The 13,569-nt window shown below is 53.4% G+C and carries 8 protein-coding genes; 1 reads left to right on the top strand and 7 read right to left on the bottom strand.

From position 1 onward, the window contains the following. Window positions 1-110: 110 nt before the first annotated feature. The 5 genes from alaS to KSF73_13570 all read right to left on the bottom strand — a co-directional run bounded on the left by alaS (window position 111) and on the right by KSF73_13570 (window position 8,841). Entirely contained in the window at window positions 111-2,741 is a 2,631-nt protein-coding gene (alaS, locus tag KSF73_13590; protein MBV1776743.1) for an alanine--tRNA ligase, read from the bottom strand. A 200-nt stretch (window positions 2,742-2,941) separates the two neighbouring features. After that, on the bottom strand, window positions 2,942-5,068 hold the full coding sequence (locus KSF73_13585) for a prolyl oligopeptidase family serine peptidase (protein ID MBV1776742.1): 2,127 nt from the start codon (window positions 5,066-5,068) through the stop codon (window positions 2,942-2,944). Between the two features lie 149 nt (window positions 5,069-5,217). Then, entirely contained in the window at window positions 5,218-5,709 is a 492-nt protein-coding gene (locus KSF73_13580; GenBank protein ID MBV1776741.1) for a recombination regulator RecX, read from the bottom strand. Between the two features lie 101 nt (window positions 5,710-5,810). Further along, a complete protein-coding gene (gene recA / locus KSF73_13575; protein ID MBV1776740.1) occupies window positions 5,811-6,857 on the bottom strand; it encodes a recombinase RecA in 1,047 nt (348 codons plus the stop codon). Between the two features lie 118 nt (window positions 6,858-6,975). Then, window positions 6,976-8,841: a HAMP domain-containing protein gene (locus KSF73_13570; protein ID MBV1776739.1), complete on the bottom strand. Its 1,866-nt coding sequence runs from the start codon at window positions 8,839-8,841 to the stop codon at window positions 6,976-6,978. 184 nt (window positions 8,842-9,025) lie between these two features. Between KSF73_13570 and KSF73_13565 the strand changes: the two genes are divergently transcribed. Then, a complete protein-coding gene (locus tag KSF73_13565) occupies window positions 9,026-10,315 on the top strand; it encodes a D-amino acid dehydrogenase (GenBank protein ID MBV1776738.1) in 1,290 nt (429 codons plus the stop codon). Here the strand turns inward: KSF73_13565 and KSF73_13560 are convergent. After that, entirely contained in the window at window positions 10,265-11,617 is a 1,353-nt protein-coding gene (locus tag KSF73_13560) for a C13 family peptidase (GenBank protein MBV1776737.1), read from the bottom strand. The two genes, KSF73_13565 and KSF73_13560, sit on opposite strands and share 51 nt — an antisense overlap. A 10-nt stretch (window positions 11,618-11,627) precedes the next feature. Continuing rightward, the gene (locus KSF73_13555) at window positions 11,628-13,445 is read right to left on the bottom strand and encodes a PDZ domain-containing protein (protein ID MBV1776736.1); all 1,818 of its coding nucleotides are present in this window, start codon (window positions 13,443-13,445) and stop codon (window positions 11,628-11,630) included. Window positions 13,446-13,569: the final 124 nt, after the last annotated feature.

Here is a 13,569-nt window from a genome sequence, read left to right as displayed (position 1 = left end):
GCCTGGATTGTGCAGCGCCCGGTTTCAGTAAAAGCGGAATTATGCGTTATATCGTAAGGCATGGCAAGCAAACTAAAGTATGCTTGCTCGCCATTTTTACTTAGTGTGGCTTAGCGTTTACTGGCAACCCAGTCAGCAACCCCTGCAAGAGCCTTGACGATATGCTCGGGCTGCGTACCGCCAGCCATCGCCATATCCGGACGACCGCCACCCTTGCCGCCAACTTGCTGCGCAACAAAGTTCACCAGCTCGCCTGCCTTCAGGCTAGCAGTTAAGTCTGCAGTCACACCGGCCACAATGGCTACTTTACCATCAGCTACAGATGCCAAAACTACAGCAGCCGAGCCAAGCTTGTTTTTCAGCTTGTCGACGGTTTCGCGCAGAGCTGTGTTATCCGCCCCATCCAGTTGCGCCGCCAGTACTTTAATACCGCCCACGGCTACAGCTAGATCAGCAAGTGATTCACCTTGGCTGGCCGCCATCTGCGCCTTCAACTTGGCCAGCTCTTTTTCCAGTGACTTCAGGTTGTCCTGCAGTTTGTCGATCTTGCTAACCAGCTCGCCCGGCTGAGCCTGCACGGCAGCAGTTGCGCGTTTCATCTCGGCTTCCTGAGTCTGAACCCAGACCACAGCGCCTTCGCCCGTCACTGCCTCGATCCGGCGGATACCAGCGGCTACGCCGCCTTCGGCCACAATCTTAAAGAAGCCAATGTCACCAGTGCGATGGACGTGCGTGCCACCACATAATTCGGTGGAGAAGTCACCCATCTTCAATACGCGTACTTCGTCGCCGTACTTCTCGCCAAACAACGCCATCGCACCGCTCTTCACGGCATCATCGAAGTTCATCAGCGTTGCGGTCACCGCATAGTTCTGCGTGATCACATGATTGACGATGGCTTCGATCTTGGCGATTTCTTCCGATGTCACTGCCTGGGTGTGCGCGAAGTCGAAGCGGGTGCGCTCCGGATTGACCAGCGAACCCTTCTGCGCGACATGCGTACCCAGCACTTCGCGCAGGGCGGCATGCAGCAGGTGAGTGGCCGAGTGATTGCGAGCGGTCGCCATGCGCTTATGCAGGTCGATGATAGCCATCGCCGATTGTCCAACCTTCAGCGTGCCACGGGAAAGTGTACCCTGATGACCAAAAACGGATGCCTTTATCTTTTGCGTGTCAGCGACATCGAACAGTGCATCGAGTCCGCCGGAAACCACGATTTCACCCACGTCACCAACCTGACCACCGCCTTCTGCATAGAAGGCCGTATTGTCGAGTACGACTACGCCGGTTTCACCCGCCTGAAGCGTATCAACAGCTGCACCATCCTTGTACAAAGCAAGAATATTGGCATTCACGCTGCCCGATACATATCCTTCGAAGCAGGTTTCTGGACCATCATATTCAATATTGGCTGCTGCATTGAATTTGCCTGCAGCACGGCCGCGTTCTTGCTCCTCGGAAAGCTCGCGGTTGTAGCCAGCTTCATCCAGTTCGATTTCGCGTTCGCGACAGATATCGGCTGTCAAATCTATCGGGAAGCCATAGGTGCTGTGCAATGTGAATGCAGTCTTGCCATCCAGCGTCTTTTTGCCCCCTTCAAGCGACTTCTCGAGCAGCGCCATGCCGGTATCCAGCGTACGGGCAAATTGCTCCTCTTCCTGCTTGAGTGCGGCTTCGATGCGAGTCTGGCCGGATTCCAGTTCCGGATAGGCTTCGCCCATTTCCTTGACGAGATCAGCCACCAGCTTGTGGAAGAACAGACCCTTCTGACCCAGCTTGTAACCATGGCGAATTGCACGGCGAATAATACGACGCAGCACATAGCCGCGACCTTCATTCGATGGCAGCACGCCATCGGCGATCAGGAAGGAACAGGCGCGGATGTGATCTGCAATGACCTTCAGTGAAGGCACATTCTGGCTGTATTCAATGCCAGTTTCACGTGCAGCAGCACGGAGCAGGTTGGCAAAGAGGTCGATTTCGTAGTTGGTATGCACGTGTTGCAGCACGGCAGACAAGCGCTCCAAGCCCATGCCTGTATCCACCGATGGCTTCGGCAGCGGATGCATCACGCCGCTTTCATCGCGGTTGAACTGCATGAACACGTTGTTCCAGATTTCGATGAAGCGGTCACCATCTTCATCGGGCGATCCTGGCGGACCGCCTGGAATGTCCGGACCGTGATCGTAGAAAATCTCAGTACAGGGTCCGCATGGCCCGGTATCGCCCATTGCCCAGAAGTTATCGCTGGCATAGGGGGCACCCTTGTTGTCGCCGATCCGGATGATTTTTTCTGCGGGCACGCCAACCTGCTTGTTCCAGATGTCGAAGGCTTCGTCATCGCTGGCGTAGATGGTAACCAGCAACTTCTCCTTCGGCAGATTCAGCCATTGAGGCGAAGTCAGGAATTCCCATGCGAATTTGATTGCGTCTTCCTTGAAGTAATCGCCAAAGCTGAAATTGCCGAGCATTTCAAAGAATGTATGGTGACGTGCGGTATAGCCAACGTTTTCCAGATCGTTGTGCTTGCCGCCTGCGCGCAGACATTTCTGCGAGGTGGTCGCGCGGGTATAGCTGCGCTTGTCGAAGCCCAGGAACACGTCCTTGAACTGAACCATGCCGGCGACGGTGAACATGATGGTGGGATCATCGCCCGGAATCAGGCTGGATGATTGAACAATCTGATGGCCTTTGCCTTCAAAGAAGGTCAGGAATTTCTGACGGATGTCTGCTGCGCGCATGAACGGCTTCCGAAATCTGGGTAGAAAACAATACTGAGTTAACCCCCATTATGCCGCAGATGCAAATGAACTTCATCCATCTGGCGGGAAATCGATGCGCGCGGGCGTGTGCACGTGCACAAAAACAAACAAGTCACAATTTGAGAGATAGAAAAAGGGCCCGTGAAAACGGACCCTTTGAGCGAAATATCATGCCAGATTTACTTGGCAGCGCCTTCCGCGCCTTCGCGAGCTAGTTTGTCCCACAGGAATGCATATTCCATTGCAACTTTATCAGCACGTTGGCCGCTATCGGCTGCACCAGCGTGACCCCCTTCAATGTTCTCGTAATAGAGCACATTCGGGTGACCCTGATCCATCATCTTGGCTGCCATCTTGCGTGCATGGCCAGGATGGACGCGATCATCACGTGTCGAGGTTGTGAACAGCACATTCGGGTACTTTACTTCAGCCTTGACGTTTTGGTAAGGCGAGAAGCGGCTGATGTATTCCCACTCTGCAGGAATATCTGGATTGCCGTATTCACCCATCCAGCTTGCGCCAGCGAGCAGCTTGTTATAGCGCTTCATATCCAGTAGCGGCACCTGGCAGACCACAGCATTCCACAGATCCGGACGCTGAGTCAGCATGACGCCCATCAGCAGGCCGCCATTCGAGCCACCCTGAATGCCCAGGTGTCGCGGAGAGGTGATCTTGCGTGCAATCAGATCTTCACCGATGGCAATGAAGTCGTCATATGCACGTTGACGCTTTTCCTTCAGCGCACCTTCATGCCAGCGCGGACCAAACTCGCCGCCGCCACGGATATTGGCAAGCACATACACACCACCACGCTCCAGCCATGCTTTACCGATACCGGCGTTGTAGCCCGGAGTCATGCTGACCTTGAAGCCGCCATAACCGTACAGCAGGGTAGGATTATTGCCATCCAGTTTCAGGTCGCGTGGCTTGACGATGAAGTACGGTACCAGCGTGCCATCTTTAGATTTGGCTTCGTACTGTGCGATTTCCAGCCCGGATGCATTGAATCGTTCAGGTGACTGCTTCAGCAATTCGCGCTTGTCTGAACCTGCGCTCGCCAACGCCAGATTGGAAGGGGTTAAAAAGTCGGTATGACTAAAGAAGTAATCATCAGAGTGATCTGGATCTACCGCAGATGCTGAAACTGAGCCAAATGCAGGCGCATCGACCTGGCGGTTTGTCCACTTGCCCTGATCAAATTTCCACTCAATCAGGCGACCCTTGACCTTATCCAGTACATCCAAGATGACATAATGGCGCGTGAAAGTGTAGTGTTCGAGACTGGTTGTGTCCGAGGGCGTGAACAGTGCGACAAAGTTATCGTTGCCGGCACGGAAATCCTTCAGATCGATAGCAAGCAAAGAGCCGGCAGGCCATGTCTTGCTTGATGTGACGAGTGGTGATTCAAGCTTCATCAATAATTGATGACCGAAGAACGAGATGGTTGCGTCCTTTGGCTTGTTCAGTTTAACCAGTTTGTTGTTTTCAAACAGGTATTCATCGCTCTCATAGAATGAGTGCTGAACGTTAATGCGATCATAGTGTACGCCGTTGGTATCAACGCCGAAGCCATTTGCAGACATATCGTCTTTTTCTGCGGCGATGACAGTTTTGGCGGAGGACAGCGGGGTGCCGCGCTTCCACAGTTTCACAATGCGAGGGTAGCTGGAGGTTGTCATGCTACCGTCGCCAAAATCTGTTTGAACAAAGACGGTGTCGCGGTTAATCCAATCCATGCCGCCTTTGGCGAGTGGCAGCTCAAACCCGTTTTTCACCCATGTACGGTTCTTCAGATCAAACTCGCGCACGATCACGGCATCGCCACCGCCTACGGACAAGGATACCAGGCAACGATCATAGTTCGGATAAACACAGTTCGCACCGTGCCATACATAGCTTTGCTTATCAGCCTGACCCAATGCATCAACATCGATAATCGTGTCCCACTTTGGATCGGCCTTGCGATATTCAGCCAAAGTGGTGCGACGCCAGATGCCACGGCGATGTTCGCTGTCGGTCCAGAAGTTGTAATAGTAGTTACCAATTTTGGTGATGCCCGGAATACGATCCTTGGCATCAAGAATTGACAGCATGTCCTGGCGAATCGATTTGAAGGTGGACAGGTTTTCCAGTGTTTTGCGGGTGCTGGCATTTTGACCCTTCACCCAGTCCATCGGTTTCTCACCGTTTACTTCTTCTAGCCACTGAAAGGCATCTTCTGCTGTATCGCGTGCAGGTTCGGAGGCTTGGGCAAAAGCTTGACCAATACCGAGTGCCAACAAGCTGATCGCCAGGGTGGTGCGCATGGGTACGTCTCCTGAATGGTGTTCGAATTTTTCAATTGAGCATGCTTCGGGTTCGAGCATCGCAGAAGATTATTAGAAAGTGAGCAAAGGCGACAAGGTAAACGCGACGAGCTGTCGATTTTACGGATGGATGGAGATGTTTCGTTATGTTAGGGTTCTTTGAGGATTTTGCGGATTAAATCGAAAGAAAATCCTCTATTGTATAGAAATGATGCTTGCTTTTTATATTCATTTGCATTGGTCGGTGATGTGCGGAACTTTTTAAGCAATATTGCTCGTGCTCGATCAAGTTCGCTGTTGCCATCCGGATGGTCTGCGTGCGCAATGACCATATCGATCAGCTGACCGTCAATTCCGTGGCTTTGCAGGGACTGTCTGAGACGAAATTCCCCATGCTTACTACGGTAACTGTTGAAGTATTGCTCCGCGAAGCGCTGATCAGACTGCCAGTTGCGTGCCACAAAGTATTCAAGCAACGCTGTGATTTGCTCGGGTGTCGCGCCCTTCTGCATGAGCTTCTGACTCAGTTCAAGGCGCGAATGTTCACGTCGCGAAAGCAGTCGCAGCATGAAGTCCCTCAGCTTGTCGTCGCTCAGTGGGGGAGCATCGGAAGGCGATGGGTCTGCTTCTTCAAATAGCATGCTTGTTCATTCGGTGCGTCAGTGTGGAGGGAGATATTGTATGCAGTCATACATAGCAATATGGCCGGACAAGCCGGCCATATTGGAGAGTAGGCACTGCCTTATTCTTCAGTTGCCATCTCTTCGTCGTCTGCTTCCTGACCCGCTGCGATCGGCATGGACACGCCAACAATGTCGCGAATCTTCTTCTCGATTTCACTGGCCATTTCAGGGTTATCGCGCAAGAACTCGCGCGAGTTATCTTTCCCCTGACCAATCTTGTTACCCTGATAAGCGTACCAAGCACCAGATTTGTCGATCACCTTGTGCTGAACCCCCAGCTCGATGATTTCACCTTCGCGGGAAATGCCTTCGCCATACAAAATATCGAAATTGGCTTCGCGGAACGGAGGGGACACTTTGTTCTTGACAACCTTCACGCGGGTTTCGTTACCAACGACTTCATCGCCACGCTTGATCGCACCGGTACGTCGAATGTCCAGACGCACAGACGCATAGAACTTCAGTGCGTTACCGCCGGTAGTTGTTTCAGGATTGCCAAACATCACGCCAATTTTCATGCGAATCTGGTTAATAAAGATAACCAGTGTATTGGTGCGTTTGATATTGCCTGTGAGCTTGCGCAGTGCCTGACTCATCAGACGGGCCTGCAGACCGACGTGGCTGTCACCCATCTCGCCTTCAATTTCAGCCTTGGGCACCAGAGCGGCGACCGAGTCGACCACAATGATATCTACACCGGAAGAACGCACCAGCATGTCGCAGATCTCAAGTGCTTGTTCACCCGTATCCGGCTGAGAGATCAGCATGTCGCTAACATTGACACCCAGCTTCTGGGCATAGACTGGATCGAGTGCATTTTCCGCATCGATGTAGGCGGCGACACCCCCCAATTTTTGAACCTCTGCCACGGCTTGAAGACACAGCGTCGTTTTACCGGAGGATTCTGGCCCGTAAATTTCGATCACACGGCCGCGCGGCAGACCGCCAACGCCCAAGGCCAGATCCAGACCCAGGGAACCAGTAGAAACCACTTGCAGGTCGTTTTCGATTTGCGCTTCGCCCATCTTCATGATGGAGCCTTTACCGAATTGCTTCTCGATTTGCGCCAGTGCGGCTGCAAGTGCCTTGCTCTTGTTTTCGTCCATGATGGGCCTCTGCGTTTAGGGAACGATCGTTCACTGATTTCGATGGGCGGATTATGCAGAACCCGACCATCGAATGCAAGAGGCATGATGTTGCAAATTATCTACATGACGCGAAAGCTTATGCGCCGGAGACGATTTGATCCAGTCCCTGCTGGCGGCGCGGCAGGGTAAAGTAGAATGTGGCGCCCTGACCCGGTGCGGCTTGCGCCCACACTCGACCATTATGTCGATTCACGATCCGTTGCACGATTGCCAGTCCGACACCATTGCCTTCGAACTCTTGCGGACTGTGCAAACGCTGGAAGGCGCCAAATAACTTGTCGGAGTAGGCCATATCAAAGCCTGCGCCGTTATCGGACACGAAGAACGCATTCTGTCCTTCGAGATGCGTGGCACCAAATTTGATGACGGGCTCGGCTGTTTTTGCGGTGAATTTCCAGGCGTTACTCAGGAGATTCTGCAAAACCTGCCGCAGCAATTTGGGATCAGCGTCGGTTACAAGATTCGGCATCACGTTAAACGTGACGCGCCGGCTCGTATCTGCTGCTTTGATATCCTCGAATATATCGGTTGCCATCTCTGAAAGATTGACCGGTTGCAGCGACATTTCGCTCCGGGACAGGCGCGACAGGTTCAGCAAATCATCAATCAGATTTGACATGTTCTGCGTTGCGCGCCGAATCCGTCCAAGATATTGCTTGCCTGCGTCATCAAGCTTGTCACCGTAGTCCTCAAGCAAGACTTGCGAAAAGCCATCTACCGAGCGTAATGGGGCGCGTAAATCGTGAGACACAGAATAACTGAAGGCTTCCAGTTCGCGATTGGCTGCAGCCAGCGCACGGGTGCGCTGCTCGACGAGATCTTCAAGGTGATTGCGATAGTGGTTCAGTTCGATTTCCGCGCCTTTGCGCTGGGTAATGTCAATCAGATAGCCTTGCAAATGCCGTTCGCCGCGTTCGTCTTCGATGCTGGTAGCAGCGAGCATGACCCACATGATTTTATTTTCGGCGCCCAGCATGCGGCATTCGAATTCCATGCTGGCTCCGTTATCACTTCGGTCGCTGAATAGCTTATAGGCGAGGTGCCGGTCTTCCTGATGCAGATAGCTGGTCAGGAATCCCTCGCTGTACCAGATATGCAGCGGATAGCCTAAAAGATTTTCGGCCTGGGGACCGACATAGGTGAAGCGCCACTCAGCCGGATTGGCTTCCCATGGCACCACGTTGGTTGATTCAACGAGGCGCCGGTAGCGATCTTCGGACGTGCGAAGGGCGGCTTCAATTTGGGTTCGCTGCGCAATGTCTGCCTGCAATTCCGCATTTTTGTCTTCTAGTGCTTTAAACAGGCCATCCAGAGATTGCCGCGTAATTTCCAGACTCTGCCCCAGTCGACCGATTTCATCCTGCCGCTTCCATTCAAATGGCGTCGATAGATCGCGCTGTGCCAGTCGGATGGATTCGGTCATCAGTCGCTTGACCGGATTCAGTACACGATTATGCAGTAGGACGAGAATCAGCCCGAGGCTGACGAGAAATTGCAGTGCAACACTGCCCACATAGTAACGGGAATACTGGTCAATATTATTGATCAGAATGCCATCATCCATCTCGACGGTTACTTTGCCAATCACGTTGCCCTGCTTGGTCACAGGCAGAGACAGTGAGCGCAGCTTTCCCTGACGGCGTTCGGGCTTGTTTTGCTCGAGGAATGTGCCCAGCGTGGCGTCCTGCACTACGACACGCACAATGCGATCGTCGCCCATGACAGAGTCAAGGAGCGGTTTACCTGTCTCGGCGGAAAGGTTCCACAATGGCTCCTGCATACCCAGTACAAGAATCTGGGTAATGCGTGAGTGTTCCTCAACCAGACGCTTCTTGAGAGCTTCCTGCTGTCGGCCAATAGTGATGATACTGGTGATAATGCCTGGGATGAGCAAGCCAAACAGGATGGCAAGCGTAACAGCGCGACGCAAGGTTAGTGCCATGGTCTGAATTCCTGTGCATCCTGAGGGTTTAGGCAAGCTGCCATCTGTCAATCCTGTTAAGTATGACACGTCGTGCGGAGTATTTGGGACAACAAAAAGCCAGAATGCTGTTCCCTGCGCAATGGGTCTCCTCTATTATTAGGCCGTAAAGCGATTGATCGCAAAAATATCGAGGCGAGTAAGCGTGAAGGTGATTGTGCTCGGCGCAGGGATAACAGGCGTCTGTACGGCGTGGTTTCTGCATAAGCAGGGATATGAGGTAACTGTGCTGGATCGCCAGCCGGATTGCGCACTTGAAACGTCTTTCGCGAATGGCGGGCAGGTGTCCGTGTCTCAGTCCGAACCATGGGCATGTCCTGATGCGCCCGGACGCATCATTCGATGGCTGGGGCAGGATGATTCGCCATTGCTATTTCGTCCCAAAATGGATTCACGTCAGTGGCGTTGGGCATTGGCCTTTTTGCGGGAGTGCCTACCGGGAGCGGTCAATCATAATATCCGGCAGATGGTCGCACTCGGTGCTTTCAGCAAGCGCACATTGCGAGCACTACGAGCCGAAACGGGCATTCAATACGATCAGCAGACCAAAGGTATCCTGCAGCTCTATTTTGATGATGAGTCATTCGATAAGGCTTGCTTGACCAGCGAGACATTGCGATCGCTGGGGTGTGAGCGTAAAGCAATTTCGGTATTTGATGCACTTGAAATGGAGCCGGCATTGCGCTCGGTGAGTGGGCGACTGGCGGGGGTGACCTATGCCCCGGATGACGAATCCGGCGATGCGCGAAAGTTTACCCATGAACTGAAATTGCTCGCAGAAAGGGCGGGCGTGGAGTTCCGCTTTAACACCTGTATCCTTTCACTGGAAACGGATGGTCAAGATATTGTCGGCGTGCGTACGCGTTCTTCCGGTGCGCAGTGCCAGCTGGAAAAGGCGGACGCGTATGTGGTATGTCTTGGCAGCTATTCTGCCGATCTACTGCAGCGCGCAGGCATCTATGTCCCTATTTATCCGGCAAAAGGCTATTCGGTGACGATGCCGATCCAATCAGATGATCTGGCTCCTCGCGTTAGCATTACCGACGAGTCTGCACGTCTGGTGTATTCACGACTTGGGGATCGTATTCGAATTGCGGGGACGGCAGAGTTTTGCGGCTTTAACACTGACTTGAATAAGACGCGTTGCGAATCTCTACTTAAACGCTATTTTGCAACCTTTCCTGATTCCGCGGTCAGACAGGATGCACAGCTCTGGACGGGATTACGACCGTCTACGCCATCAAATGTCCCGATCCTGGGACGCAGTCGTTACCCAAGTCTGTACGTGAATAGTGGACACGGTACGCTTGGATGGACAGAGGGGCCGGGGTCAGGGTTGGCAATCGCAACGTTGGTGAGTGGTCAGAACCCCGAGCTAGATTTTTCATTCTGGCATGACGGCGGTCGTGCTCGCTTGCCCGGACACCCATCCTAGATGCGTCGCAAAATGTTGCCCAATCCGTAATTGCGGGTTTGACGCCTCAATCTGTTGTTCACTTTCCCACTTCTTGATGATTTGAGTCGCGATTGGCCAGGCCTCGGGTATGGTTCGCGCTTGCGGCAATGCATGTACTAAAAGTGCATTGCCAAACCAGGTGAGGTCGGACTCATGTCCGCACCCGAAGCTCGGATGCGTCGCATCGGACGCTGTCATGATCAAGGTATTCTGATTGGCAAGCGCATCGATATATCCACCGCTGAAACAGCCAGAGATAAAGATCGCTCGATAGTGAATGCCGGCGTCGTCAAGTGTTCCCTTCATCCATTGCGGCGTAATGGGATCGAACTCGACTGGCGGCTGTATCAGCTGGAGATCGAAGTCCGGCGAGCCATGTGAAGTGATGTAGAGTACAAGTATATCTTCGTCCAGCTTCATACGCTGGCTAACACTGCGGATTGCACGAGTCAGGCTGGTGCGCGTGACAAGTGGCAGCATTGTCGCGTGAGCGGGATGATTGGCGAGCAGAACCGCATCACGCGCATGAAAGTGTCGGCTGAGCGTAGTATGCGCCAGCCGCGCTTCATTCAAAAATACTTGCTCGTCACCATTGCCAGCAATGGCAATCACATAGACGTTGCGTTCCCCAGCGATACGTGGCGCTACGACATCTAGCTGAGCATCCAGTAGCACATTCTGATTGTATAGCTGGCTTTCAGAAAAGGCAGCTGTCGACTGAACACTCCCTGACGACATCGTCCAGTAGGGTTGCTGCCAGGCCAACCAGCCATGCGCCGTTTCAATCAAAAAGAGCGCGAACGCGGCCATGATCGTGCGTTTGCTGGTAGCAATCAGGCTGATATATCTCAGCAGTGCAATGCCCGCCCACGCTGCGGGGAGTGCCATGAGGACTTCGGGCAGCATGGGAAAATGAGCATTGCTCCATTCAGACGTAGCAGGAAAACGGGTGATGCCCCACGTGGCCGCTGCACGCAATGCACATACCGCCACTAGCATCCATACCCACAGCACAAGGAGGTCACGTGCGCGGGTCAGTCGAGGGAAAATGCCTGCCAGTACAACCCCCACGCAGAATAGCGACGCAAGCCGGAACGCAAACCGGCCGGCTACGAATAGGCTAACACCAGCCTCAACTGGCCAATCGCCCGCTATGCTCAGTAGCTCCGCAAGTAGAATTGCGAGTGGCAGACTACGCAAACTTAAATGCACCGTCTGAAATGGACGGGCAAATAGGAGTTTGAGTGCTAGTCGCGCAGCGATGGGGCGAGTTGGCATCATCAAGGCGGACTCAGACTGCCGGCCAAACCGAATCGGCGTTTTCCTTAGCACGATCGCTTTGTTTCAATGCAACCAGAGTATGTGGTGCATCTGCCAGCGTTACCAGCCATGTCCGCAATTCATCGCGACGGAAGCCAGCCAGCGTCACCGTATCGCCTGCCTTGAACTGGGAAACGTGCCCCTCAAGGGAGGTGTGGGTGACGCGCAGTCCATCGACCGCAATTATTAGATCGCCAGCGGAGATGCCCGCTGCCTGAGCCGGGCTCCCCTCAAGTACATGGGAAACCTTGGCGCCCGCTGCGTCTTGGCTGGTACGCCAGCCAAGCCAAGCAGGTGCAACTGGAATCGAATCAAGCCATTTGCCTTTATCGCCGCCATGACTTGGCGCGCGCTGTTGCCAGTCAATGCCTGCAGAGGCAAGCAAGGACTGCAGGGGAAGATCCTGGGTGCTGCGAACAGCTAGATCAAAGAATGTACGCAAATTCAGACCAGTCACGTCTTCCGCAATGGATTCAAATTCATCTTCTCCGATACCCTGTCCACGCTTCGCACCTTCATGGAAGTCGCGACCGTACCGCTGCCATAGAGCCAGCATGACATCATCCAGTGAGTGTTTGCCATGGGTTTCATTGCGAATGTGCAAGTCCAAGCACAAGCCGGCGAGCGCACCCTTGGTGTAGTAACTGATCCCGCTATTGGGCGAGTTTTCATCCTGGCGATAGTATTTGATCCACGTATCAAAGCTGGATTCAGCCAGTGTTTGCACAAGTCTGCCAGGCTGGCTGATGACGCCGGAAATTGTTTGACCGAGCAGTTCCAAATAGGAATCGGTATGAATGACCCCGGCGCGCAGCAGTAACAAGTCGTCGTAGTATGACGTAATGCCTTCGAACACCCACAACAGACGGGTCAGACTTTCGCGATCATGCGCATACGGGGCAAATGCGGCGGGTTTGATGCGTTTCACATTCCAGCTATGGAAGTATTCATGAGAGATCAGGCCGAGGTATTTGCGATAGCCATCCTTCTGCGTGGTTTCTCCTAGGCGTGGCAAATCGTCGCGTGTCACGACCAGTGCGGTTGATGCACGATGCTCCAGTCCGCCATAACCATCAGGGGTGACAACGGTCATGAATACATAGCGATCAAAGGGGGCAGGCTCGCCAAACATGCGGATCTGTGTCTCGCAAATGGCTTTACAGTCGTGTAGAAGACGCGCCTCGTCCAGATGTCTAAACCGCCCAGCCAGCACGAAATCATGTGGCACACCACAGGCTTCGAATTGCAGCAGGGTAAACGCGCCCAGCTCTACCGGATGATCAATCAGCTCGTCGTAGTCGGCCGCGCTGTAGTGACCAAAGCCATACGCTGGCGCACCTGCCGTTTGCAATGAGGTGGCAACCCGCCAATCCGCAAATTGTGCACCCTTAGGGGGGGCGATTTCAACATCGCAGGGCAGGTGACTCTGCCCCTCAACTGCTAGAAAAACGCTGGTGCCATTGAAAAAGCCGCGTTGATCATCGAGATAGGCATGCCTCACTGACAGATCGAAGGCATACACCGTGTATTCAAGTGTGAGTGCTCCCTGAACGGCCGCAGCTTCCCAGCGATTTTTATCTACTTTGTTCAGTGTGACATCCCGACCGGCGGAGTGCGCACGAATGGACACAATGTTCTTCGCAAATTCACGAATCAAGTAAGAACCTGGAATCCAAACGGGCAGGGAAAATGCCTGTCCCTGTGGATCGGGAGAATCTACCGTCAGACTGACGGTAAATAAATGGGCTTCCGGACGGGTGGCTTCGATTCTGTATTTGATCGTGTTCATTGCTGCTTGCTCATGCGATGGGCTTGGGTTCGGCATTCTAGCGCATGGCGAATGACTTGGGCGCGTTCGTCTGTATTCCATGCGTGTCAGGCGCTTTAACGCAGGTAAAGGCTGAAAAAAGTGT

It is taken from the genome of Burkholderiaceae bacterium DAT-1 (assembly GCA_019084025.1).
Taxonomy (GTDB): Bacteria; Pseudomonadota; Gammaproteobacteria; order Burkholderiales; family Chitinimonadaceae; genus DAT-1.
Note: the sequence above shows the minus strand (reverse complement) of the source record. Positions and strands in the feature narration are given on the sequence as shown.

Bases quoted from the DNA above. Each gene is read 5' to 3' on its own strand.
- alaS (MBV1776743.1), bottom strand. From the start codon at position 2,741: ATGCGCGCAGCAGACATCCGTCAGAAATTCCTGACCTTCTTTGAAGGC.
- KSF73_13585 (MBV1776742.1), bottom strand. From the start codon at position 5,068: ATGCGCACCACCCTGGCGATCAGCTTGTTGGCACTCGGTATTGGTCAA.
- KSF73_13580 (MBV1776741.1), bottom strand. From the start codon at position 5,709: ATGCTATTTGAAGAAGCAGACCCATCGCCTTCCGATGCTCCCCCACTG.
- recA (MBV1776740.1), bottom strand. From the start codon at position 6,857: ATGGACGAAAACAAGAGCAAGGCACTTGCAGCCGCACTGGCGCAAATC.
- KSF73_13570 (MBV1776739.1), bottom strand. From the start codon at position 8,841: ATGGCACTAACCTTGCGTCGCGCTGTTACGCTTGCCATCCTGTTTGGC.
- KSF73_13560 (MBV1776737.1), bottom strand. From the start codon at position 11,617: ATGATGCCAACTCGCCCCATCGCTGCGCGACTAGCACTCAAACTCCTA.
- KSF73_13555 (MBV1776736.1), bottom strand. From the start codon at position 13,445: ATGAACACGATCAAATACAGAATCGAAGCCACCCGTCCGGAAGCCCAT.